Source organism: Methylosinus sp. LW4, from assembly GCF_000379125.1.
Classification (GTDB): domain Bacteria; phylum Pseudomonadota; class Alphaproteobacteria; order Rhizobiales; family Beijerinckiaceae; genus Methylosinus.
The window spans coordinates 3,151,729-3,174,011 of the sequence record NZ_KB900626.1 but is presented as its reverse complement, the minus strand read 5'-3'; the positions used below and the strand labels follow the sequence as shown (position 1 = coordinate 3,174,011).

The 22,283-nt window shown below is 66.0% G+C and carries 26 protein-coding genes and 1 tRNA gene; 7 read left to right on the top strand and 20 right to left on the bottom strand.

Annotation, left to right across the window (positions count from 1 at the left end):
• Nucleotides 1-127 precede the first annotated feature (127 nt).
• Complete coding sequence (locus tag METLW4_RS0115840) at nt 128-1,243, top strand: M48 family metallopeptidase (RefSeq protein ID WP_018267210.1); 1,116 nt, start codon at nt 128-130, stop codon at nt 1,241-1,243.
• 237 nt (nt 1,244-1,480) lie between these two features.
• Here METLW4_RS0115840 and METLW4_RS0115835 read toward each other — a convergent pair whose 3' ends face one another.
• Genes METLW4_RS0115835 through METLW4_RS0115825 form a run of 3 tightly spaced genes read right to left on the bottom strand, consistent with a single transcriptional unit; the run spans nt 1,481 to nt 3,879 of the window.
• Nucleotides 1,481-2,341 carry an alpha/beta hydrolase gene (locus METLW4_RS0115835; RefSeq protein ID WP_018267209.1) on the bottom strand — a complete coding sequence of 287 codons (861 nt, stop codon included), beginning with the start codon at nt 2,339-2,341 and terminating at the stop codon, nt 1,481-1,483.
• A 6-nt stretch (nt 2,342-2,347) separates the two neighbouring features.
• Nucleotides 2,348-3,238, bottom strand: a complete 891-nt coding sequence (locus tag METLW4_RS0115830; protein ID WP_018267208.1) for a tetratricopeptide repeat protein — start codon at nt 3,236-3,238, stop codon at nt 2,348-2,350.
• Nucleotides 3,235-3,879, bottom strand: a complete 645-nt coding sequence (locus METLW4_RS0115825; RefSeq protein ID WP_018267207.1) for a thiamine phosphate synthase — start codon at nt 3,877-3,879, stop codon at nt 3,235-3,237. Before METLW4_RS0115825 ends, METLW4_RS0115830 begins: the two co-directional genes overlap by 4 nt.
• Before the next feature lie 192 nt (nt 3,880-4,071).
• Here METLW4_RS0115825 and METLW4_RS0115820 point away from each other — a divergent pair, with 192 nt between their 5' ends.
• Nucleotides 4,072-4,758 (top strand): response regulator, encoded by a 687-nt coding sequence (locus tag METLW4_RS0115820; RefSeq protein WP_026191554.1) that lies wholly within the window; start codon nt 4,072-4,074, stop codon nt 4,756-4,758.
• Nucleotides 4,759-4,763: 5 nt separating this feature from the next.
• On the opposite strand, the gene METLW4_RS0115815 is transcribed toward METLW4_RS0115820, so the two are convergent.
• Both METLW4_RS0115815 and METLW4_RS0115810 read right to left on the bottom strand, forming a co-directional pair.
• Nucleotides 4,764-5,027, bottom strand: coding sequence for a hypothetical protein (locus METLW4_RS0115815; protein ID WP_157235450.1), 264 nt, complete (start codon nt 5,025-5,027; stop codon nt 4,764-4,766).
• Between the two features lie 114 nt (nt 5,028-5,141).
• Nucleotides 5,142-5,438, bottom strand: a complete 297-nt coding sequence (locus tag METLW4_RS0115810) for a hypothetical protein (protein ID WP_018267204.1) — start codon at nt 5,436-5,438, stop codon at nt 5,142-5,144.
• Nucleotides 5,439-5,571: 133 nt separating this feature from the next.
• Here METLW4_RS0115810 and METLW4_RS0115805 point away from each other — a divergent pair, with 133 nt between their 5' ends.
• Nucleotides 5,572-6,018 carry a hypothetical protein gene (locus tag METLW4_RS0115805; RefSeq protein WP_018267203.1) on the top strand — a complete coding sequence of 149 codons (447 nt, stop codon included), beginning with the start codon at nt 5,572-5,574 and terminating at the stop codon, nt 6,016-6,018.
• Between the two features lie 101 nt (nt 6,019-6,119).
• On the opposite strand, the gene METLW4_RS25080 is transcribed toward METLW4_RS0115805, so the two are convergent.
• Both METLW4_RS25080 and METLW4_RS0115795 read right to left on the bottom strand, forming a co-directional pair.
• On the bottom strand, nt 6,120-6,356 hold the full coding sequence (locus METLW4_RS25080) for a hypothetical protein (RefSeq protein WP_018267201.1): 237 nt from the start codon (nt 6,354-6,356) through the stop codon (nt 6,120-6,122).
• Nucleotides 6,353-7,786 (bottom strand): Do family serine endopeptidase, encoded by a 1,434-nt coding sequence (locus METLW4_RS0115795; protein ID WP_018267200.1) that lies wholly within the window; start codon nt 7,784-7,786, stop codon nt 6,353-6,355. The genes METLW4_RS25080 and METLW4_RS0115795 overlap by 4 nt, the downstream gene beginning before the upstream one ends.
• Nucleotides 7,787-8,030: 244 nt before the next feature.
• On the opposite strand from METLW4_RS0115795, the gene METLW4_RS25075 reads away from it, so the two are divergent.
• Nucleotides 8,031-9,788, top strand: a complete 1,758-nt coding sequence (locus METLW4_RS25075) for an ATP-binding cassette domain-containing protein (RefSeq protein WP_157235172.1) — start codon at nt 8,031-8,033, stop codon at nt 9,786-9,788.
• A 5-nt stretch (nt 9,789-9,793) separates the two neighbouring features.
• Here METLW4_RS25075 and METLW4_RS0115785 read toward each other — a convergent pair whose 3' ends face one another.
• The 10 genes from METLW4_RS0115785 to cydP form a co-directional block, all read right to left on the bottom strand.
• Nucleotides 9,794-10,468, bottom strand: a complete 675-nt coding sequence (locus tag METLW4_RS0115785) for a hypothetical protein (protein ID WP_018267198.1) — start codon at nt 10,466-10,468, stop codon at nt 9,794-9,796.
• On the bottom strand, nt 10,465-10,872 hold the full coding sequence (locus tag METLW4_RS0115780) for a DUF4260 domain-containing protein (protein ID WP_018267197.1): 408 nt from the start codon (nt 10,870-10,872) through the stop codon (nt 10,465-10,467). Before METLW4_RS0115780 ends, METLW4_RS0115785 begins: the two co-directional genes overlap by 4 nt.
• 5 nt (nt 10,873-10,877) lie before the next feature.
• Entirely contained in the window at nt 10,878-11,294 is a 417-nt protein-coding gene (gene rplQ, locus METLW4_RS0115775; RefSeq protein WP_018267196.1) for a 50S ribosomal protein L17, read from the bottom strand.
• Nucleotides 11,295-11,468: 174 nt separating this feature from the next.
• Complete coding sequence (locus METLW4_RS0115770; protein ID WP_018267195.1) at nt 11,469-12,488, bottom strand: DNA-directed RNA polymerase subunit alpha; 1,020 nt, start codon at nt 12,486-12,488, stop codon at nt 11,469-11,471.
• Between the two features lie 89 nt (nt 12,489-12,577).
• A complete protein-coding gene (rpsK, locus tag METLW4_RS0115765) occupies nt 12,578-12,967 on the bottom strand; it encodes a 30S ribosomal protein S11 (RefSeq protein ID WP_018267194.1) in 390 nt (129 codons plus the stop codon).
• A 123-nt stretch (nt 12,968-13,090) separates the two neighbouring features.
• On the bottom strand, nt 13,091-13,459 hold the full coding sequence (rpsM, locus tag METLW4_RS0115760; RefSeq protein WP_018267193.1) for a 30S ribosomal protein S13: 369 nt from the start codon (nt 13,457-13,459) through the stop codon (nt 13,091-13,093).
• A 198-nt stretch (nt 13,460-13,657) separates the two neighbouring features.
• Nucleotides 13,658-13,759 (bottom strand): cytochrome bd-I oxidase subunit CydX, encoded by a 102-nt coding sequence (gene cydX / locus METLW4_RS27095; protein ID WP_018267192.1) that lies wholly within the window; start codon nt 13,757-13,759, stop codon nt 13,658-13,660.
• A 34-nt stretch (nt 13,760-13,793) separates the two neighbouring features.
• Complete coding sequence (cydB, locus tag METLW4_RS0115750) at nt 13,794-14,933, bottom strand: cytochrome d ubiquinol oxidase subunit II (protein WP_026191553.1); 1,140 nt, start codon at nt 14,931-14,933, stop codon at nt 13,794-13,796.
• Between the two features lie 180 nt (nt 14,934-15,113).
• Nucleotides 15,114-16,676: a cytochrome ubiquinol oxidase subunit I gene (locus METLW4_RS0115745; RefSeq protein WP_083919319.1), complete on the bottom strand. Its 1,563-nt coding sequence runs from the start codon at nt 16,674-16,676 to the stop codon at nt 15,114-15,116.
• Nucleotides 16,677-16,698: 22 nt separating this feature from the next.
• Nucleotides 16,699-16,869 carry a cytochrome oxidase putative small subunit CydP gene (cydP, locus tag METLW4_RS27850; RefSeq protein ID WP_018267189.1) on the bottom strand — a complete coding sequence of 57 codons (171 nt, stop codon included), beginning with the start codon at nt 16,867-16,869 and terminating at the stop codon, nt 16,699-16,701.
• Nucleotides 16,870-17,162: 293 nt separating this feature from the next.
• Here cydP and METLW4_RS0115735 point away from each other — a divergent pair.
• Both METLW4_RS0115735 and METLW4_RS0115730 read left to right on the top strand, forming a co-directional pair.
• Nucleotides 17,163-17,239 (top strand) — tRNA-Asp (locus tag METLW4_RS0115735).
• 89 nt (nt 17,240-17,328) lie between these two features.
• A complete protein-coding gene (locus METLW4_RS0115730) occupies nt 17,329-17,622 on the top strand; it encodes a DUF1640 domain-containing protein (protein WP_018267188.1) in 294 nt (97 codons plus the stop codon).
• Between the two features lie 11 nt (nt 17,623-17,633).
• Here the strand turns inward: METLW4_RS0115730 and METLW4_RS0115725 are convergent, their stop codons facing one another.
• Genes METLW4_RS0115725 through METLW4_RS25070 form a run of 3 tightly spaced genes read right to left on the bottom strand, consistent with a single transcriptional unit; the run spans nt 17,634 to nt 20,953 of the window.
• Nucleotides 17,634-18,488, bottom strand: a complete 855-nt coding sequence (locus METLW4_RS0115725) for an alpha/beta hydrolase family protein (protein ID WP_018267187.1) — start codon at nt 18,486-18,488, stop codon at nt 17,634-17,636.
• The gene (locus METLW4_RS0115720; protein ID WP_018267186.1) at nt 18,485-19,645 is read right to left on the bottom strand and encodes a fatty acid desaturase family protein; all 1,161 of its coding nucleotides are present in this window, start codon (nt 19,643-19,645) and stop codon (nt 18,485-18,487) included. Before METLW4_RS0115720 ends, METLW4_RS0115725 begins: the two co-directional genes overlap by 4 nt.
• Nucleotides 19,646-19,675: 30 nt before the next feature.
• The gene (locus METLW4_RS25070) at nt 19,676-20,953 is read right to left on the bottom strand and encodes a class I SAM-dependent methyltransferase (protein ID WP_020493745.1); all 1,278 of its coding nucleotides are present in this window, start codon (nt 20,951-20,953) and stop codon (nt 19,676-19,678) included.
• A gap of 402 nt (nt 20,954-21,355) precedes the next feature.
• On the opposite strand from METLW4_RS25070, the gene METLW4_RS0115705 reads away from it, so the two are divergent.
• Nucleotides 21,356-22,282 carry an alpha/beta fold hydrolase gene (locus METLW4_RS0115705; RefSeq protein WP_018267183.1) on the top strand — a complete coding sequence of 309 codons (927 nt, stop codon included), beginning with the start codon at nt 21,356-21,358 and terminating at the stop codon, nt 22,280-22,282.
• The last annotated feature ends 1 nt before the right edge of the window (nt 22,283 follow it).

Sequence of the window (22,283 nt, the reverse complement as noted above, 5' to 3'; positions counted from 1 at the left end):
ATTCGGCGCTTCATCGAAGCTTCGCGAAACGTCGCCGCATAGCGGGGGAGGGGCCTGGCGGCTCGCGAAAGTTGGAATGTGCGATTCGTCACTTGGCGGCGCTCGCCGGGGCGGCGAGAATAGCGCCATGTTTCACGCTTATGGCCTCTACACCCATATTCAGGCGAACCGGTTGCGCTCGCTGCTGCTGCTCGCGGGATTCGTCGTGCTGCTGCTGGCGCTGCTGTTCGCCGTGGCGCTTCTCTTCGAGGCGTCGCAGGACGGAACGCTGGCGCAGATCATGGCGCGCGCGCTGCGTGATCTCGAGCATGGCTGGCCCATCGCTTTCGTCGCCGCCGGGCTCTGGTTCGCAATCGCCTATGTCTTCCATCAAAGGCTGATCGACGCCGCCACCGGCGCCGCCGACGTCTCGCGCGAGGACGCGCCGCGGCTCTATAATCTGCTCGAGAATCTCTGCATCTCGCGCGGCATTCCCATGCCGGCGCTGAAAATCATCGAGGATGGGGCGCTCAACGCCTACGCCTCCGGCGTGAGAGAGGGCCATTACGCCGTCACCGTCACGCGCGGCCTGCTGGAGACGTTGGACGACGCCGAGATCGAGGCGGTGATCGGCCATGAGCTGACGCATATTCGCAATCGCGACGTGCAGCTGATGGTGGTCGCCGCGATCTTCGCCGGAATATTCGCCTTCGTGGGCGATCTTCTCTTCCGCAATTGGGGCTTTCGCTTCTCGCCCAAGCGCACGGCGGAGGAGGGGCGCGACCGCGGCGGGGCGAGCGGCGCCGGCCTCGCCATCATCATCGCGCTCGCCATCATCGCGCTGAGCTGGGGGCTGTCGGTGCTGATCCGCTTCGCCATCTCGCGCTCGCGCGAATTTCTCGCCGACGCCGGCTCGGTGGAGCTCACCAAAAATCCCGATGCGATGATCTCGGCGCTGCGCAAGATCGAGTCGAACGCGATCATCCCCGCCATGCCCTCGCGCATGGGCGCCTTCTTCATCGAGAGCCCGACGCGCAAGGCGCGCGCGCTGTTCTCGACGCATCCGTCCGTCGACGATCGCGTCGCCGCTCTGGTGCGCTATGCGGGCGGGCGCGACATGCCGAAGCTGGAGCCGCCGCCGCCGATCGAGGATCACGGCCCCTCAGAGGCGCAGCCGGCGCCCGTCCCTGGCGCGCCCGGCTTTCTGCCGCAGGACGGCCGCAGCCCGCTCGATCCGCCGGCGCCGCATGGGCCGTGGGGGTGACGGTGGGAGGGCCGCTCTTTCGTGTTCGCAAATCCGTTTCCGACGGACAGAGCGCTCTATGATCGAAGAGGCGTTTCCACCTCCCCCTTAAGGGGGGAGGTCGAGCGCCGAAGGCGATCGGGAGGGGGTGTTTCCGCCGAGTCTTCTTCGTGGAACCCCACCCCGGACCGCTTCGCGGTCCGACCCTCCCCCTAAAGGGGAGGGTGAGCGCGTCCGTTTGCCTTGGCTAAGGAAGGTCTACGCGCGCCGCGCCAGAAACGCCGCCGCCTCGCGCAGCGACGCGCGCGCTTCCGGCATGAAGGCGGCGCCCAATTGCCAGCCATGCGGAACCAGCGGGAAAACCGTCAGCTCCACATAGGTTCCCGCCGCCGCGGCGCGCTCGGCGAGGCGTCGCGAATCGTCGAGCAGCATCTCGTCCTCGCCCACATGCAGCAGGAGCGGCGGCAGGCCGGAGAGATCGCCGAGCAGCGGCGACGCCTCCGGGTCCTTCGCGCTCGCCTCGCCGAGATATTGCCGCGCGGCGAGCCGCAGCGCGCGCCGCGTGAAGATCGGGTCCTTTCCCTCATTGTCGCGCGTCGAGGCGCCGCTCGTCGAAAGATCGGTCCAGGGCGAGAACAGCGCCGCCGCGCTGGGGAGCGGCAGGCCGCGCGCGCGCAGACGCAGCATCAAGGCGAGCGCCAATCCGCCGCCGGCCGAATCGCCGGCGAGCGCCAAAGGTCCGCGCGCGGCGAGGCGCTCATAGGCGGCGCTCAGATCGTCGAGCGCGGCGGGAAAACGATGCTCGGGCGCCAGCCGATAGGCGGGGGTGAAGACATCGAATCCTGCCTTCGCGAAAAAGCGGGCGGTCGAACGATAGAGGCGCGGCGCGCCGGCCATATAGGCGCCGCCATGCAGATAGAGCAGCGTCGCCTTCGGCGCGCGCGCTCTGATCCATTCGCCGGGAGTTTCCGGGTCGGCTTCGGCGCCGCCGGCGGGCGGCCAGGGAAAGCGCAGATTCAGCGCCTGCGCCACGGCGCCCGCTCCGCCTTCGCCGCAGATGCGCGGGCGCAGGAAGCGGCGCAGAAAGGCGCGCGAAAGATGCGCCGAAAGGCTCGCCATGCCGAGCTATTTCGCGGCCGGCGGCGGAGCGGCGGGCTTTTCGGCCGGAGGAATGGTCGTCTCCAGCAGCGCGTCGAGCTTTTCGTCCACCAGGCCGGCGGCCTTGGCGCGGCTGTTCCACAGCATGGCCTCGGAATGGTTCTTCTCGACGCCGAGCCCTTCGGCCAGCAGCCGCGCAAGGCGATTTTGCGCCACCACATTGCCGGCGGCGGCCGCCTGCCGCAGCAGCTTCACCGCATGGGCGCGGTCGCGCGCGACGCCGGCGCCGTTGAACTCCATGATCGCGAATTCCACCATGGCCGCGGTATGGCCTGCCTCGGAGGCCTTGCGCAGCCAATTGGCGGCCTCGGCGGGGTCGGCCGGCGCGCCGCGGCCGTTTTTGTAGAGCAGCGCCAGCGCATAGGCGGCGTCGGAATTGTCCAGCTCGGCGGCGCGGCGGAAATAGGCCTGCGCCTTGGCGAAATCCGGCTCCTTGCCGTCATTCTCGAGCCACAGCTCGCCCAATAGCTGCAGCGCCGCCGCGTGGCCTTCGGCCTTCTCGAGATAGGTTTTCGCGAGCGCGCGGTCCTTGGCGGTGTCGCGGCCGGTGAGCGAGGCCGCGCCGAAGAAATAGGCGGCGTCCTTGCCGCCGGCGTCGGCGGCGCGGCGGAACCATTGCATCGCCTGGGCGCGGTCACGCGCGACGCCCTGCCCGTCGAGATAGAGCCGGCCGATCAGCGTCAGGGCGGCGGCGTCCCTGGGATTTGCGGCGAGGCGCTTTTGCGCTTCGCCCATGGCGGCGACATAGTCCCCGCGCTGATAGGCGCCGAAGGCGAGATCGGCGGCCGGCGGCGCCGGCTCGGCCGCGAGGGCCGGGGCGGCGAGCAGGAGCAAGGCGAAAGCGAGGGGCTTGCTCATTTCGCCGCCTCCCGGACGAGCCGCGCCGCTTCGCGCATGGCCTCCGCCGGGCCGCGCGGATCGTCCCACACTGCGGCGTCCAGGCTCACGAATTCCGCGCCGGCGGCGGAGAGCGGGCCGACCTCGGCGAGGCTATGCGCCAGCGCCACGCAAGGCGTGTTGAAAATCTCCGCCCACCAGGCGACGCGCTCGGCGGTCCATTCGAGAGAGGGCGGCGCGCCATCCTCGCCTATATCGCCGAAGAGGAGATAATCGGCGCCCGCCTCGCCGGCGCGCATGGCCTCGTCGCGCGAGGCGAGAGCGCCGACGCCGACGATGAAATCGGGCGAGAGGCGCTTTATCGCCGCAGCGAGGCGCTTTTCGGCATAGGGAAGATGCAGCCCATCCGCGCCGCAGCGCGAGACCAGCTCCGGCTCGCCCTCGATGAGGAGCGCGACGCCCGCCGGCTGCGCTATGGCCGCGACCGCGCTTATCGCGCGCTCGGCCGCCGCAGGGGGCAGGGTCTCGAGGCGCAGCAGCAGGCTCGCGACCTCGGCGGCCGCCAGCGCGGCGGAAAGGCGCGGCAGAAAGGGCTCGACCTCGGCGAGGCGGGGCGTCGCCAGATAGAGGCGGGCGAAATCTTCGGACTGATCTTGCGGCATCGCTTCTCGTCGTTCGGTCGTGCTGTCTTCACGCGAACCGGTTCCCTGCCGCGCTCGAAAGCACTCTAGAGCCGGGCGGCGGCCGACTCAAATCGGCGCGAATCGGCGCCGTTGTATGGCGCCGCGAAGCGGATTATGCGACTGGGGCGCAAGAATCGCATGAACGGCGAAACGCATGAGCGACGAGACGGCATGAGCGGCCCGCGCATATTGATCGTCGACGATGAGCCGCAAATGCTGCGCGTGCTGCGGCCGGCGCTCGCCGCGAGCGGCTATGAGACGCTGGAGGCCGCAACCGGCCGCGAGGCGCTGAAGGCGATCGCCGCCAGCGCGCCGGACGCCGTGCTGCTCGATCTCGGCCTGCCGGATATGGACGGCAAGGAGGCGCTGCGACAGGCGCGCGCCTTCTCGCAAGTGCCGATCCTCATTCTCTCGGCGCGCGACCGCGAGGCGGAGAAGATCGCCGCGCTCGACGCCGGCGCCGACGATTATGTGGAAAAGCCCTTCTCGATCGGCGAATTGCTGGCGCGGCTGCGCGCGGCGCTCCGCCATGGCGCGAGGACCGTGGCCGAGGCCGCCGAGATAGAGAGCGGCGGGCTGCGCATCGATCTCGCGCGGCGGCGAGTGACGAAGAATAGCGTCGCCGTGAAGCTGACGCCCAAGGAATATGAGCTATTGGCGACGCTCGCGCGTCACGCGGACCGGCTGCTGACGCATCGCCAGATTCTGACGGCCGTATGGGGTCCGGCGCATGGCGAGGACACGCAATATTTGCGCGTCTTCATCGGCCAGCTGCGCGCCAAGATCGAGGATGACGCCGCCGCGCCGGCGATCCTTCTGACGGAGCCGGGGGTCGGCTATCGTTTCGTGAAGCTCTGATCGTTTCAGCGCGCCTTGCGGCAGACGATGCGGATCGCCTGGCCCTTGGCGAGGCCGGCCTCGGACTCGACCGGAACGAAGCGGCAGCGGTCCTGCGCATGCTCGGCGACGGCGAAGACGACCGGCTCGGCGACGGGCGCGGCGCTGCGCGAGAGGAAGGCCTTGGCGCCGGCGAGAGCGACCGTCGCGCCCAGAATGACGAAGGCGATTTTGATCGCGGAGCCGGTCTCGACGGGGCGCGAGGCGAATTCGGAAATGGCGAAGGTCATTGTCTCATCCTCGGTTCGTGTCATGCTCGGTTCGTGTCATAGGCGACGCGCGCCCTGCGTATGAGGCGAGTTGTAAGGAGAGGCGTCCTCGGCGTTTGTGCGCGAGGGCACAGATCAATAGGCCTTGCGGCAGACCCAGCGCGTGACCTGGCCGCGCACGCCATAGCCTTCGTCGATCTCGACGACGACGGGACGGCAGACGCTCTGCGCGGCGTCGGCGGCGGCGAAGCTCGCCGGCTCGGCGATGGAGGCGACCGGCGCGGTCGGCGGCACGGGGGCGGCGACGCTCTGCGCCAGAAAGGCCTTGGCGCCGGCCAGCGCGACGGTCGCGCCGAGGATCATGAAAGCCATGCGCATGGCGGCGTCGGTGCGGACGGGGCGCGAAGCGAATTCGGTAACGGCGAAAGTCATTGTATTCTCTCCACCAGCGCGTCGTCGGCGTCATCTCCGGCGAACGATGCTGTTGTAGGAGAGCGGCGCCCGCGTGTTTGTGCGTAGGCGCACAGGGGCGCGCTCGGCTTTCGAGAGAAAGGGATTGCCCGAAATGCGTTATGCGAAAATCATTGCGATTTGCGTCGCCCTATCGGCGACGGCTGCCGCCGGCGAGGAGGCGATGGTCCTCGGCCCACGGCAATTCGAGGCGGACCGCAGCGGCGCCGGAGCGGTGCTCTGCGCCTGGTCGATCTATCTGACCGTTCAGCATTATGCGAATGCGTGCGGCGTGGCTCGCAGCGCGGCGGACGACGCCATCGACGAAGCGATCAAATCGATCGACGAATTCATTCTCGCCAATTCCTCGCTGCATCCGACGCGCGCGTCGCTCGAGGCGTTCAAGCGCCGCGCCGCGCAATCGGAGGCCGCCTCGGCGCGCAAATTCTGCGAGAATCGCGATCTCGAGCCATTCCGCAGCGTCACGCCGCAGGCGTTGCGCGAATCGGTGAAAAAGCTGCTCGCGGTTCCGCGCGAGCCGGTGATGAATCCCTGTCTGTGAGCGACATGCGCTCGACGCCTGTCATATCGGATCGCTCGGCCCCCACACCGGCGAGCGATCGCCGTCGAAGGGCGTGAGATTGAGGCAATAGCGGGCGAGGATCACGCCGTCGCCGCGCGTGACCACATGCTCGAGGAATGCACAATGTAGCGCCGCGGCGCCGCCGCCGAGCCCGGAGGGTCATGTGGGTCGAGGCGCGGCCAGCCCTCGTCGTCGAAGCGCTCGCCGACGCCGACCGGCGGAAAAGGGCTCGCCGCGCGGAAGATCGCGATCGGGCGATGCTCGCCCGATGTGTCGCAGAGCTCGAGCCGATATTCGACGCGGTCGGCGCCGCTCACCCGCCCACCACCGTCGTCATCACCTGTCCCTCGCGGGCCAGCGTGATCTTCCAATAATAATGGCGGTTGATCGTCGCCCGCTCGAGGTCGCGGGTGGTGGCGATCTTCTCGTCATTGACGACGAGGATCACGTCGCCCTTTTGCAGATTGAGCTGCGCGGCGACCGATTGCGGGTCGATCTCCGCGACGACGACGCCGTTGATCGCGCCCTGCACGGAGAATTCCTCCAGCACGGCGGGGGAGATGTTGACGACCGTCGCGCCGGCGAAGGGCGACGGGCCTTTCACCTTCACCGCATCGCGCGCCGGGACTTCGGGCGCGGCGGAGAGCTTCAGAGGCACGGCGATGGTCTTGCCTCCGCGCAGCACGCCCAGCGTCGCCTGACCGCCCAGCGGCTTGGTGGCGAGGCGATAGCCGAGCGCCTCTGGATCATCGGCCGATTGGCCGTCCACGGCGACGATGACGTCGCCGCGCTTCAGCCCAGCGTCGAGCGCCGGGCCTTTGGGGTAGAGATCGGCGACCAGCGCGCCGGCGGGGCGCTCGAGGCCGAGGCTGTCGGAAATCTCCTTGGAGAGATTTTGCAGCGTGGCGCCGAGCCACGGGCGCTTCACCTGCTTGCCGCCGCCCTTGGCCGCCGCCACGACGATCTTGACCATATTGACGGGAATCGCGAAGCCGATGCCGACCGAGCCGCCCGATTTGGAGAAGATCGCCGAATTTATGCCGATGACGCGCCCGGCCATGTCGACGAGCGGGCCGCCGGAATTGCCGGGATTGATGGAGGCGTCGGTCTGGATGAAGAAGCCATAGTCGGAAATGCCGACCTGCGTGCGCGCCAGCGCCGAGACGATGCCTTGCGTCACCGTCTGCCCGACGCCGAAAGGATTGCCGATGGCGAGCACGAGATCGCCGACCTCGAGCGCGTCCGAATCGCCGAGCTCCATGGTGGGATAGGTCGCGGCCTCGGTCAGCTTCAGCACGGCGAGATCGGTGCGCGGATCGCGCAGCAGGATTTTCGCCGCTATCTCGCGCTTGTCTGAGAGCGAGACCTTCACATCGGTCATGCCCTCGATGACGTGATTATTGGTGACGACGAGGCCGGAGGCGTCGACGATGACGCCGGAGCCGAGCGATTGCGCCGTCGGCCCGCGCTGGCCGCCCCCGCCGCCGCCCTCGCCGAAGAAGCGGCGGAAGATCGGATCGTCGAAGAAGGGATTGGCCGGCCGCTGCTCGATGCGCGTCGCGAACACATTGACGACGGCGGGCGTCGTCCGTTTCACGATGGGCGCGAAGGATAGGATCACATCGGCGCGCGACTGCGGCAGGGCGCGCTCCTGCTGGGGCGCGAGCAGCGTCTCCGCCAGCGCCGCCGGCGCGGCGAGCGTGAGCAGAGCGAGAGCCGCAATGAAATGGCGCCGAAGAAAAAGCATCGATCGTCCTCTCGGGGTGCGATTCGTGGAGCGAGATTCGGTCCCGCATATTAGCCCGAAAAGCGTCAGACTCGTGGAATTCGCATGAGCGCGTAGGGGCGGGGGAGGAAATCGAACATCGTCGGCGCCGCGGGCTTGCGCGGCTCGGGCTTCTCTATTAACGGATGCGCCCTCTTTCGATTCGGTCGAAAGCGATTGGTTCTTTTATCGTTTGCGCGGAGCCGAAGCGGCGAAAGGCTCGCAAATGTCGAAAAGCATTCCAAAATTCATTCTGGAGGCCGTCGGGCCGCGACTCCTCGGCCTCACTGTCGCGACAACGGCGCTCACGGCGCTCGGCGCCTTGTTCCAGGCGGTGGCGCCGTTGGCGCTCGGCCGCGCGGTCGATCTCTTCAGCCACGCCGACGCCGCAGGCTCGACGCTCGCGGTCTGCCTCTATGTGGGGCTGCTCGGGGCGGCGCGGCTGGCGCCGACGATCGCGACGCCCTTTACAATGTCGGTCGAGCGGCGACTCGTCCACGCGATCTCGAGCAAAGTCTATGCGCACGCGCTCGATCTGCCATATGCGTTTCATCTGACGCGCAAGACCGGCGAGCTCGGCCGCACCATTTCGGAAGGCGTAAACGCCTGCCGCCATCTGCTCTCCATGGTCGCCGGCCTTCTGCCGATGGCGATCGAAATCATCGCGGCCGCTGGCGTCCTGTCGCATCTCTTCGACGCGTCCATGCTCGCGGCCTATACGGCTTTCGTCGCGATCTATGCGGCGACTTTCGCGACCTCGATGAAGGGGTATCGAGACACAGCGATGCTGGCGCTGGAGCAGGATGGCAAGGCCTCGAATCTCTTTATGGAAAGCCTGCTGAATTTCGAGACTGTGAAGGCTTTCGTCGCCGAGCGCGCCGTGATGACGCGGCTCCGCGGTCTTTTCGAACAAGCCGAGGCGGGATGGTTGCGTCATTCCGCGCAAGGCGCGCGAAATCAGATCGCGCTGACCGTCGTCTTCACTCTTTCTTTCGGCGGCATATTCGCTCTCGCCGTGATGCGGCTCGAGACGAGCGGCGGCCCGCCGAGCGATCTGCTGCTCGTCGCGCTCTATCTCACGCAAGTCGTCCGGCCGATCGAGCATTTCACGCTCGTTTGGCGTGAGGTCATCCGCAGCGGCGCACAGGTCGAGCGCATGCTCGCTATTCTAACGGAGAAGACCGAGGCCGAGCTTTCACCCGGCGGCGAGGCGCTGGCGGGCGAGGGACCGCTGTCGGTCGGCGTCGAGGCGCTCCGCTATTCGCATCATCCAGATCGTCCGACGCTGCGCGAGGTGAGTTTCGTCATTCCGCCCGGGCGAACGCTCGCTGTCGTCGGGTCCAGCGGCGGCGGGAAGTCGACGCTCGCGCGGCTGCTGTTCCGCTTCCACGAGCCGCAGCGAGGAGCCATCCGCTTCGACGGCGTCCCTATCGAGGATCTGGATCTCCGCGCGTTGCGCGGCGCTCTCGCTCTCGTGCCGCAGGATTGCGTGCTGTTCAATGAAACGCTCATCGACAACATCCGCTTTGCGCGGCCGGAGGCCCCGCGCGAGGAGATCGAGGCGGCGATGAGCGCGGCCGGGTTGGATGATGTCATCGTGCGCCTGCCGCAGGGCGAGAACACGATCGTCGGAGAGCGCGGCCTGCGGCTTTCCGGCGGCGAGAAGCAGCGCGTCGCCATCGCGCGCGCGCTGTTGAAGCGTCCTCGGCTTCTCGTCCTCGACGAGGCGACCTCTGCGCTGGACACGCGCACCGAGCGCATCATTCAAGAGCGGATCGCCAATGTAGCCCGAGGCGTGACGCGCTTCGTCGTGGCGCATCGTTTATCGACCGTGGTCGAGGCGGACGAGATCATCGTGCTCGAGGAGGGCGCGATCGTCGAGCGCGGCTCGCATGACGCTCTGCTCGCCGCCGATGGCCGCTATGCGAAAATGTGGGCGGCGCAGCGTCGCGAGAACGCAGAGGCTGCGCTGGAGCCCGCTTGACGCGATCAGCGGGCGCGCGCGAGATAAATCGTGTGGCGGGGATCGCCCTCGGCGCCGCGCGCGGCGATCTCCTCGGCGCGGAAGGAGAAGCGCGTCTCCTCGAGACGCTGTTCGAAGCCGGGCGAGGGATCGGCGGACCAGACGGCGAGCACGCCCGCCGGGGCGAGGGCGCGCTGCATATTGCGCAGGCCGCGCGCGGAGAAGAGCGCGGAATTAATGTCGCAGAGCACCGCCTCTGGGCCATTGTCTATGTCGAGGAGGATGGCGTCATAGGCGCAGGCTTCCGCCTCCATCAGCGCGGCGACGTCGCCCTCCCGCGCTTCCACGCGGGCGTCCTCGAGCGGACGGCCGGCCAGCGGCGCGAGGGGGCCGCGATTCCAGGCGATGATCTCGGGGAGCAGCTCGGCGACGGTGATCCGCGCCTCTCGCGGGGCGGCGTCGAGCGCGGCGCGCAGGGTGAAGCCCATGCCGAGGCCGCCGACCAGAATGCGCGGCATGGCGGCGCTGATCTCGGCGAGGGCGAGCCGGGCCAGCGCCTCCTCCGAGCGATGCGCTCGGTTGGACATGAGGTCATAGCCGTTGCAGCGGATTTCATAGATTCCGCCGCGCCGGCGCAGCAGCAGCTCGTCGCCCGCGGCGGTGCGGGCGCGGGCGAGTTCGTCCCAGGGTTCGAGAATCAAGCTTCCGGGTCCGGCGGGCGCCCGACGCGGCCGAGATGGGTGTCGCCGAAGGCGGTTCCATATTTCAGGCCGAAGCCGAGCATTCGGTCCAAGCCGATATGCGCGAGGTGAATCAGCGCGATCGAGATCATCAATCCCTGGCCGAGAGCGACGCCGGCGCCGAGGACGGCGAAGGGGATGATGGTCGTATGAGCGCTATTATAGGCGATGGCGCCGATGCGCGGGCCGGCGAGATAGAAAGCCATCGACAGATCGGGGAAGAGGAACAGCCAAGCCAGGAGGCGCCAATCGGCCCCGAGGCCGAAATAAGCAGAAAGGGCGGCCGCCATCAGCGCCGCCCCTTCTAATCTCAACAGAATTTTCGGCCAGCCGAGAACGCTTCCGCTCGCGGGGCCGGAGAGCATCGGCGTTACGCCGCTTCTTCCGTCGCGGTCTGGACGGGGCCGGAATCCTGGCCCTTGGCGTCCACGTCGCGGTCGACGAACTCGATCACGGCGAGCGGGGCGTTGTCGCCATAGCGGAAGCCCGCCTTCAGCACGCGCGTGTAGCCGCCATTGCGCTCCTTGTAGCGCGGGCCGAGCACGTCGAAGAGCTTCTTGACCAGATCGACGTCGCGCAGGCGGGAGATGGCCTGACGGCGGGCGTGGAGGTCGCCGCGCTTGCCGAGCGTCACCAGCTTCTCGACGATGGGGCGAAGATCCTTGGCCTTGGGCAGAGTCGTGACGATCTGCTCATGCTTGATGAGCGCCTGGGCCATGTTGACGAACATCGCCTGACGATGCTCGTGGGTGCGGCCGAAGCGGCGCTTTTTGTTACGATGATACATTGTGGCGTCTCCGTTATTTTAGCGGCCGCCGTGCCAAGGAACGGCCGTTCCATTATTCCCTCTCCCGCTTTGCGGGAGAGGGTGGGCCCGCGAAGCGGGGTCGGGTGAGGGCCCTCATCCGTCGCGCATTCGCGCGACACCTTCTCCCGCACGCGGGAGAAGGGAGAGGGCGGATCAATAATGCTCTTCGAATCTCTTGGCGAGATCGTCGATGTTCTCCGGCGGCCAGCCGGGCACTTCCATGCCGAGGTGCAGGCCCATCTGCGCCAGCACTTCCTTGATCTCGTTCAAGGACTTGCGGCCGAAGTTCGGGGTGCGGAGCATTTCCGCCTCCGACTTCTGGATGAGGTCGCCGATATAGACGATATTGTCGTTCTTCAGGCAGTTGGCCGAGCGCACCGAGAGCTCGAGCTCGTCGACCTTCTTCAGCAGCGCCGGGTTGAAGGCGAGCTGCGGGATCGACGGAGCGGCCTCCTCGCGGCGCGGCTCCTCGAAGTTCACGAAGACAGAGAGCTGATCCTGCAGAATGCGCGCCGCATAGGCGAGCGCGTCTTCCGGCGAGATGGCGCCATTGGTCTCGATCGTCAGCGTCAGCTTGTCCTTGTCGAGCTCCTGGCCCTCGCGGGTGTTCTCGACGCGATAGCTCACCTTCTTGACCGGCGAGTAGAGGCTGTCGATCGGGATGAGGCCGATCGGCGCGTCCTCGGCGCGGTTGCGGTCCGCCGGCACATAGCCCTTGCCGGTGGAGACGGTGAATTCGACCCGGAACTCGGCGCCCTCGTCCAGCGTGCAGATGACGAGATCGGGATTGAGGATCTGGAGATCGCCGGTGGCCTGGATGTCGCCGGCCGTGACCGGCCCCGGTCCCTGCTTCTTCAGCGTCAGGCGCTTCACGCCCTCGCCGCTGTATTTGATGGCGATGTCCTTGATGTTGAGGACAATGTCGGTGACGTCCTCACGCACGCCCGGGATCGACGAGAATTCGTGCAGCACGCCGTCGATGTGGATGGAGGTGATCGCCGCGCCCTGCAGGGAGGAGAGCAGAATGCGACGCAGCGCATTGCCCAATGTCAAGCCGAAGCCGCGCTCGAGCGGCGAAGCGACGGCCACCGCGATGCGGCGCGGATCATAGCCCGCCGTCACCTCGAGCTTGCTGGGCTTGATGAGTTCCTGCCAGTTCTTCTGGATGCTCACTGTGGCGCCTTTCCTTCAGCTCTCGGCCGGGTCCCGCGCGCCTGCGGCGCGAGACCCCGTCGCAATTCGTCTCGATGAAACAGGTCTCGTCAGACGCGGCGGCGCTTGCGCGGGCGGCAGCCATTGTGCGGAATGGGCGTCACGTCGCGGATGGAGGTCACGGTGAAGCCCGCGGCCTGCAGCGCGCGCAGCGCCGATTCACGACCGGAGCCCGGCCCGGAAACCTCGACCTCGAGGGTGCGAACGCCATGCTCGCCAGCCTTGCGGGCCGCGTCCTCGGCGGCCATCTGCGCGGCGTAGGGAGTCGATTTGCGCGAGCCCTTGAAGCCCATCGTGCCGGCGGACGACCAGGACACGGTGTTGCCCTGCGCGTCGGTGATGGTGATCATCGTGTTGTTGAACGTCGAATTCACATGCGCGACGCCGGAAACGATGTTCTTGCGCTCCCTGCGGCGAACGCGGGTGGTCTCTTTTGCCATAGTCTCTTTCTCGTCCTTCGGACGCGCCCGTAATGCCGGGCGCTAGGGCTCGATGCGGGCGGAAGCGCTCGTCGCTCCGCGCCCAGGTGATCGTCGCGGGCGAGCCCGCGACACGTAAGCCGATTACTTCTTCTTGCCGGCGATCGGCTTCGCCTTGCCCTTGCGGGTGCGGGCGTTGGTGTGGGTGCGCTGGCCGCGCACCGGCAGCTGGCGACGATGGCGCAGGCCGCGATAGCAGCCGAGGTCCATCAGGCGCTTGATGTTGATCGCCACCTCGCGGCGAAGGTCGCCTTCGACCAGATAGTCGCGGTCGATCGTCTCGCGGATCTGCAGCACTTCGGCGTCGGTCAGCTGAGCGACGCGACGCTCGGCGGGGATGTTCACCTTCTCGATGATCTCCTGCGCCTTTTTCGGCCCGATTCCATGGATATACTGCAGAGCGATGACGACGCGCTTGTTGGTCGGAATGTTGACGCCGGCTATACGGGCCATTTTCTCGTCTCTCCATGTGGGGGCGAGCTCGAGGCTCGCCGATTATGCCCGCGTCCGGTGGAGGCCGGCCCCTGCGGGCTTTTTTATACGACAACGGCTCCGTTCCCGCTGAGGAACGGAGCGCGAGGCCGAAGTGATGAAGGTGGGGTTCCTAGGCGAAAGCCGTCGACCCGTCAAGGCGCTCGGCCCGCTGGTCCGTCACTTTTCCTCACTATACTCCTCGAGCTCCAGCCACATGGCGTTGATGATGCCGAAGGCGCAGGCGAGGCCGAGGCCGAGAATCCAGGAAAAATACCACATGGCGCTCTCCTTTGCGCGATAGGGGAAATTGCGGTCAGTAGGGATAATTTTCCTTGTCCCCCACGGTCGCCTCCGTCACCTGCCCGCGCAGCGCATGATAGATCCAGGCCGTATAGGCGAGCACGATCGGCAGGAAGACGACGACCGCCCCCAGCATCAGCGTCAATGTGTGGCGGCTCGAGGAGGCGTCCCACAGGGTCAGGCTGTGATTGGGATCGAGCGAGGAGGGCAGCAGAAAGGGAAAGAGGGTGAGGCCCGCCGTGGCGATGACGCCGGCGGTGGCGAGGCTCGAGCCGATGAAGGCCACGATCGGCGCCGAAAGGGCGAGCGCCAGCACGGCGACGATGACGCCGAAATAGGTGAGGGCGGGCGCGGCCAGCGTCCAGGGGCGCGCCTCATAGGCGGCCCGCCAGGCGCCGGCCTCGCGCACGACGGTCTTGGCCAGAGGATTGGAGGGGCCGGAGGGATCGACGGCGCTCGTCAGCACATAGCCGTCGATATTCTGCGCGCCCCAATAGCCGGCGTAAGTGAAGGCGGCGAGCAGCACGATCGCCGCCAGCCAGCCGGCCAGCTTGGCGCGAAAGGCCACCGGGCCTTGCGTCTTGGCGGCGAGCCAGGCGGCGCCCTGCAGCGTTATCATGGCGAGGCTGACGAGGCCCGCGAGCAGAGCGAAGGGCGTCAGCAGGCCGAAGAGATCGCCCTCGTAGATCACGTTCAACTCGTCGTCGAAGCGGAAGGGCGCGCCGAGCAGGACATTGCCGAAGGCGACGCCGAAGAGAAGCGCCGGCGCGAAGCCGGAGGCGAAGAAAATCCAGTCCCAGGCGCGCCGCCAGCCGGGCGTCTCCACCTTGCTGCGATAGACGATCGCCGCCGGCCGCAGAATGAGGCCGAGCAGGACGAGGAACATCGCCAGATAGAAGCCCGAGAAGGAGACGGCGTAGAGCGCCGGAAAGGCGGCGAAGATCGCGCCGCCGCCGAGAATCAGCCAGACCTGATTGCCCTCCCACACCGGGCCGATGACATTGAGCGTCTGCCGGCGCTCGCCGTCTCTGCGCGCGACGAAGGGATGGAGCACGGCGACGCCGAGATCGAAGCCGTCGGCGATCGCAAATCCGATGAGCAGCGTTCCGAGCAAGGCCCACCAGACGAGCCGCAGAATTCCGTAATCGATCATGTCGGGAATCTCCTCGATGAGGAAGACGATCAAAAAGTGTGCGCGCCCACCTCCCCCTCGAGGGGGGAGGTCGACCGCCGAAGGCGGGCGGGTGGGGTGACGTCCCCGGTCTCGGGCTCACCCCACCCCGGCCTGCTTGCGCAGGCCGACCCTCCCCCTGAAGGGGAGGGTGGAAGCGGATCACGCGATTTGGAACGGCCGCTCCGGCGCCTCACGCGGGAAGGGCTCGATGGTCGGGCCGAGGCGGATGTATTTCAGCATCAGCCACACTTCGACGATGGCCAGCGCGCTGTAGAACAGCACGAAGCCGCCGAGGCTGAGCAGAACATTATAGGCCGGCACATTGGAGGCGCCGAGGAAGGTCGGCAGCACGCTGTCGATGATCCAGGGCTGGCGGCCATATTCGGCGACGATCCAGCCGAGCTCGGCCGCGATCCAGGGCAGCGGCAGGCTGTAGAAGGCGAGCTTCAAGAGCCAGGGATTGTCACGCAAGCGCCGTCGGCTCGCCACGAGGAAGGCGGCCGCGAACAGGAAGATGAAATAAAAGCCCAGCGCCACCATGATGCGGAAGGCCCAGAACAGCACTGGCACATTGGGGATGGTGGTGAGCGCCGCCTCATGGACCTGCTCTTCGGTGGCGTTCTCGATATCGGGCCGGAACCGCTTCAGCAGCAGCGAATGGCCGAGGTCCTTGAAGGCAGGCTCGAGCTCTGCGGGGATGGCGGCGCTGGGTCCGTCGGGACGCGCGGCCAGCCATTCATAGGCGGGCATTCCGGCGCGAATGCGCGTCTCCGACTTCTCGACCAGCGATTTTATGCCCTCGACCGGCGTGTCCAGCGAGCGCGTCGCGATGAGGCCGAGGAGATAGGGCACCTCGATCTTCAAATGCGTCGTCTGCTGCTTCACATCGGGAATGCCGAAGAGGGTGAAGGAGGCCGGCGCCGGCTCCGTCTCCCACATGGCCTCGATCGCCGCGATCTTCATTTTCTGGTTGAAGCTCGCCGTATAGCCGCTCTCGTCGCCGAGCACGACGACGGAGAGCGCCGAGGCGAGGCCGAAGCTCGCCGCCACATTGGCGGAGCGCCGCGCGATCTCGCGATGCTCGCGCTTGTAGAGCAGATAATAGGCCGAGATGGAGAGCACGAACATCGCGCCGGTCACATAGCCGGCGCTGACGGTGTGCACGAATTTCGATTGCGCGACCGGGTTGAAGAACACTTCCGAGAAGGAGGTGAGCTCCATGCGCAAGGTTTGCGGATTGAACGCCGCCCCGACCGGATTGAGCATCCAGCTATTGGCGATGAGAATCCACAACGCCGAGAAATTGGCGCCGAGAGCGACGAGCCAGGTGACGGCGAGATGCGCCACCGGGCTCAGCCTATTCCAGCCGAAGAAGAAGAGGCCGACGAAGGACGCCTCGAGGAAGAAGGCCATCAGCCCTTCGATCGCCAGCGGCGCGCCGAAAATATCGCCCACATAATGCGAGTAGTAGGACCAGTTGGTTCCGAACTGGAACTCCATGGTGACGCCGGTGGCGACGCCCATCGCGAAATTGATTCCGAACAGCGTGCCCCAGAATTTGACCGCGTCGCGCCATATGGTGCGGCCGGTCATCACGAAGACGCTCTCCATTATGGCGAGGAGGATCGAAAGGCCGAGCGTCAGCGGCACGAAGAGGAAGTGGTAGAGGGCGGTCAGCGCGAATTGCAGTCTTGAAAGCGTCACCACGTCGAGCTCGAACATCATGCGCTCCGTGAAAGGATTGTCAGCCGCGGTTGCGAGCGAAGAGCTTTTCCGCCACAGCCGCCGGCGAGACATGCGGCCGCTGCGAGGCGGGAAAGCAGAGGAAATAGAGCAGGGCGAGGGCCGCGATCTTGAGAGCGAGGGCGATGGCGATCTCTCGCCCGAGCCGATGCGTCGCCGAATGGGCCGACATGCGTTTCTCCCCGCCCGAAGCGCCGGGCCTCGAGGACACTATCCTCGAAAGGCCTCGCCTTCATGACCGCGAAAGTCCTTAAAGCCCGTACGTGATCGCCGAAGGCTCCGATCTCGCCATAAAAAGCACATGGCGGGCTGCAGTCAGAAGCCCCGAAATGTCGCTGCGCGGTTTTGTCGCCTTTCCGCGAGGGGCGGCGCGCAAGAGAAATCCCGCAGCCGGCTTCTTGACTTTGCCCGGCGCGTGCCTTATTCGGCGCCTCTCGCTAGCGCAATGCGTTGCGCCGCGCTCGCGGGGGAGTAGCTCAGTTGGTTAGAGCGCCGGCCTGTCACGCCGGAGGTCGCGGGTTCGAGCCCCGTCTCTCTCGCCATTTCGAATCCGCAGGCCGATCGATCTCGTCCGTGCTGGACGCGAAAGCGTAGCCACGCCATATTGAGTGCGCGCCCGAGAGGAACAGCCGTGACAGCCGTCGTCTTCGACACTCTGAAATTCGTCGAGAAGCTCGAGGCCGCGGGCGTGTCCCATGCACAGGCCAAGGCGACCGCCGAAGCGTTCGCCGAGGCGACGGGACAGGAACTCGTCACCAAATCCGATCTCGCGGCCGCCAAAGCCGAGCTGAAAGCCGACATAGCCTCCACGCGGGCAGAGCTTCGTGAGGTCGAGCTGCGCATGACGGTGAAGCTCGGCGGCCTGATCGTCGGCGCGGTCGGCGTCATCCTCGCGGCGATTCGTTATCTGCCCGCAGGCCATTGAAGCCCTCCGCTTCAATTCTCCAGCAGCCAGCGCGCGCAATCGTCCCAATAGGGCCGGCCGGGGTCGCGGAAGAAGCCGAAATGGCCCATGCCCCGCCCCTCGGCGCGAATCGCCAGCGGCTCTATATGGGCGCGTCTGTAGCGCTTCAGCAGCGCCTCCACCGCCGGCTTCGGCGCCATCCAATCATCGTCGATGGTCAGCGCGCGAATCGCTCCCGTGAACCGGTCGAAGCATCCGGGGAAGGGGCGGCCCGCCGCATCGACGAAATAGGCCTCGCTGCGACACCAGCGCGCCCATTCCAGCGCGGCGTCCTTGGGCAGATCCTCGCCGAGGCCGAGCCGCGCCGCCGGAAAATAGCCGAGCAGGGCGGCGGGGATCGGCAGCAGCGCGCGCCACATCAGCCATAGCGCATATTTGCGCGGGGCCGGCCACAGCCGCCAATCGCCGATCTGCGTGCTGACCGCCAGCATGGCGCGAATGCGGTCGTTGTTGTCGGCGAGTCCGACCATTTGCCCGCCGACGCTGTGCGAGACGACGCGCAAGGGCTCCGCCGGCGCGAGCCTCGCCGCATGGTCGATGATTCCGGCGAGGTCCTGCTCGCCCCAGGCGCGCAATCCGCCGCCGGGCGCGCCGAAGCGGCGGGAGGCGCCGACGCCGCGATAATCGAAGGTGAGAACGCGGCATCCGCGCGCGGCGAGAAAGCGCGCCAGCCGCTCGTAGAATTTCTGCTTCACCGCAATGGCGCCGGCGATGACGACCATTGGTCCGTCCCCGCTCGGGGGCGAGAACAGCGTCGCCGCGAGAGACGCTCCGTCTCTCGCGGCGATGGTCATCGTTTCGACTGCGCCGTCGCCGGCTCTCGTCATGCGGTCACGCTCTCTTCGGGCAGTCTCGCGGCTTCGGCTTTGGCGAGCGGCGCCTCGGCTTCGCGGCGAATTCTGCTCTGCTGCTGATAGTGAGCGGCGAGCGGCAGGTTTTCAACCGCGGGGAACTCCTCCTCGATCTTCTTCGGCTTGAAGAGGGTGACGACGGATTTCCAGGTCGCGATCCCCCAGCCCTGCGAGCGATAGGGATAGCCGTGCTCCTCGCAGAACTGGCGCAGCATGGGCGCGAGCTGCGGATAGTGACGCGGGCTGATCCAGGGGAAGAGGTGATGCTCGATCTGGAAATCGACGCCGCCGCACAGCAGCCGGCCGATCGGACCCGTCTCGAAATTCACCGCCGTCGCCGTCTGCAGCATCAGATAATTGTCGCGCGTCGCATCCTTCGTCACCTGGATCGCCTCCTCCGGGTAATGGGCCGGAGCAAAGAGCGCGAACATGACATAGGACATCATGAACATCTGCACGACGAAGAAGGTCGCGACATTGGCGAAGCCGAAGAAATAGATCGGAATGATCGTCCACACGATCCAATGTCCGATCATGCAGGCGAGATCGAGCCAGCTCTGCCAGTTGCGACGCTCGTCGTCGCGCAGCTCGCGGATCAGGAAGCGCCAGCCCTTGAAGGCGACGCCGAAGGAATTGCCGAGCAGCACGATGGGGAAGAAATAGCCCTGATGCTCGAACCACCAGCGCGCGAGACCGCTGGCCTTCTTCACGTCGCGATCATTGAGCGTGAACACCGGCAGCAGATCGGCGTCGTCGTCCACGCCGATGACGTTCGGATTGGGATGATGCACGACGACATGCTTATGGCGCCAATAATTGCCCGACACGCCGAGGAAGAACGGAAAGTCGAAATACATGATGAATTCGTTGACCCACGGCCTGTTGCTGATCGCATGATGCGAGGCGGTGTGGCCATTGGTCGACATGCCCATGCAGCCATAGGCGACGAGAATCATGCCGATCGCCTTGACGATGAGCATGTCCGAGACGATGACGAGCGAAACGCCCGCCGCCGTCAGGGCGATGAACAGCAGCCATTCGGCAATGCCGATGGCGGTCAGCTTGCGGGCGTATCCGGCGCGACGGACCTGCTCCCGCAGCCGCGCGAAATCCTGATTGGCTTCCTTAGACATATGCACCCCCGTAAAAAATGAAATCGCGCATCAGACGCGCTGCAGCCGGTACGGCGCGTGATAATCCTTGGTGAAGAGGAGCTGATAGAGCGCCTGGTCCCCGGCCATGGCGGAAGCTATTCCGCAGCTGAGGTAGTATTCCCACATGCGCTTGAAGACCGTGTCGTAGCGCACTGGATCGAGCGTTCCGCTATTGGCGCGGAAGGCTTCCAGCCAGCGACGCAGAGTCACGGCGTAATGGCGCGCCATATTCTCGACGTCGAGAATGGCGAGGCAATTCTTCTCGAGCTCTGTCGTCATGGCGGAGAGCTTCGGCGTGTCGGAGCCGGGGAAGACGTATTTTTGAATGAAGGGATCATGGCGATTGATCGCCGTGTTGCAGCCGATGACATGCACGAGGCCGCGGCCCTTCGGCGCGAGCAGACGCTCTATGGCGCCGAAATAGGCGGGATAATCCTTGGCGCGCACATGCTCGAGCATGCCGACGCTGACGATGCGATCGAAAGAGCCTTCGATCTCGCGATAATCGCCGAGGATGAAGCGCACGCGATCGGAGACGCCATATTTGGCGGCGTTCTCCTGCGCCCGCGCATGATGCGCGACGCTATTGGTGACGCCGACGCCGCACGCGCCGAAATTCAGCGCAGCGTGAATCAGCATGCCGCCCTTGCCGCAGCCGATATCGAGAAGCGACTGGCCGGGCTCGATCTCGAGCTTCTGGCAAATGCGATCGAGCTTGCGCTGCTGCAGGAGATCGGCGGCGTCGTCCTGCGAATGCGCATAGCCGCAGGAATAGACCTGATAGCGATCGAGCAGAAAGGCGTCGAACACGTCTTCGCCGATGTCGTAGTGACGGCGCACATTGGTCGCCGGGCTCAGCAGTCGATTGCTCGCCAGCATGCCGGCATAGCGAAGCAGAAAGCTCCAATCGGAGCGCAGCTTCTTGTGCAGGCCGGCGCGGCACAGCATTGTGAGGCAGTCGACCAGACGGTCGTCCTCGACCTCGAAATCCTGCGCCATGAAGGCTTCGCCCATGCCGAGATTGCCGAAGGCGAGCACGCGGCTGAAGAAATCGTCGCGCAGCACGCGCAGCACGATCGGCGCGTCATCGCCGGCGCCGAAGCGATGATCGACGCCATTGTGACGAACGATCAGCGTTCCCTGATGAAGATGGCGCGACAGCATCTCGAAGAAAGCGTCCTTCGGCTGACGCGCTCCCAATAGCTGCGCGAGCGAAAGCTGTCGGCGCGCCGTCTTCGCGTCGAAAGCGCGCGCGGCATGTTCGGGCATATATCTCGTATCCGTCATGTGTCTCTCCCAATTCATATCGCGCGCTTTCGGCAAAGAATTTCCGCGCTGCTCGCGCTGGAAACGACGCGCGAAATCTTCCGCACGTCCGCGCTATTCGCGCCGCGCCTCTCGTTATTCATGCGGATGGCCGTGCTGCGCGGTGGCGTCGCATGGCGACATTGTGACGAAAGTTGTCACATTATTTCTGCATGATGACAAGCTGCTCAGCTTGCGCTCGACCCCTCTCGTCGCATCTTGTGGGATGACGAGCGGCCCGAGCCTGATCCGAGGTGTTAAAAGGGTCGGCGAGGAATTTGTGTGTGCTGTCACACAGGGCGCGAGCGCGCGTCCGCTCTATAGGATCGACAGGCGAGCGCGATCCGCGTCGCGCCGAAATGAATTGCAGCGGAGACGAGAAAAATGGATGCAATCGAAATGTCGCGCTGGTTGTGGGCGGATCGGCGCGCGCGCGCCGCTCGCAGCGAGGCGGGGCCGACGCTGAATGGCGCGAAGGGCCAATTCATCGAGACGCGCGGCGCGAGCTTGCGGACTTTGATCGCGCCGCAGAAGAACGGCGCCGGTGACAAGACTTTGGTGATCGTGCCCGATCCGCCAAACGTCATCGAGCAATATCTGCCGATCATCGACGAAATGTCGAACCATGCGCGCGTCATTTGCGTGGAGACGCCCGGCTTTGGCCAATCCTTCGTGAAATCGGGATTTCGCTTCGATGTCCCGAGCTATTGCGAGGTCTTCGACGAATTTTTCGCGCAGCTGGAGATAAAGGACGCGGTGCTGGACATGGCCTGTCTCGGCGGCTTCGCCGGCGTCGCCTTCTCGGCGGCGCGGCCCGAACGCGTGCGTCATCTCATGCTGCAGCAGACGGTCTCGATCTCGCAGGCGCAGAAATGGGCGGCGGGAACCGATCGCATGAATCTCATTCGGCGGCCCTATGTCGGGCAGTTCTTCATGCGCGCGCTCGATCATGTGGTGGCGCGGCATTGGTATAAGGTCGCCATGCCGCCGGCGACCTCTTCCATCGCGCCGAAGCTAGCGGAAGAGGCGATCGCGGGCCTCGATCGCGGCGGCTGCTTTTGCCTCTGCAACGCCTATCAGGCCTTGATGGCGACGCCCGAAAAGCCCTATGTCGCCAGCCCGCGCAAGGTGACGATCGTCTGGGGCGACAGCGATCCCACCCATAATCTCGTGGCGACGATCGGCGATTCGCTGAAGGCGTTTCTGCCGGAGGCGGAATTCGTCCTCTTCGAGAATTGCGGGCATTTTCCGATGCTGGAAAATCCGCAGCGCTATCTGCCCATGCTGCGCGCCGCGCTCGACGCGGCGTGAG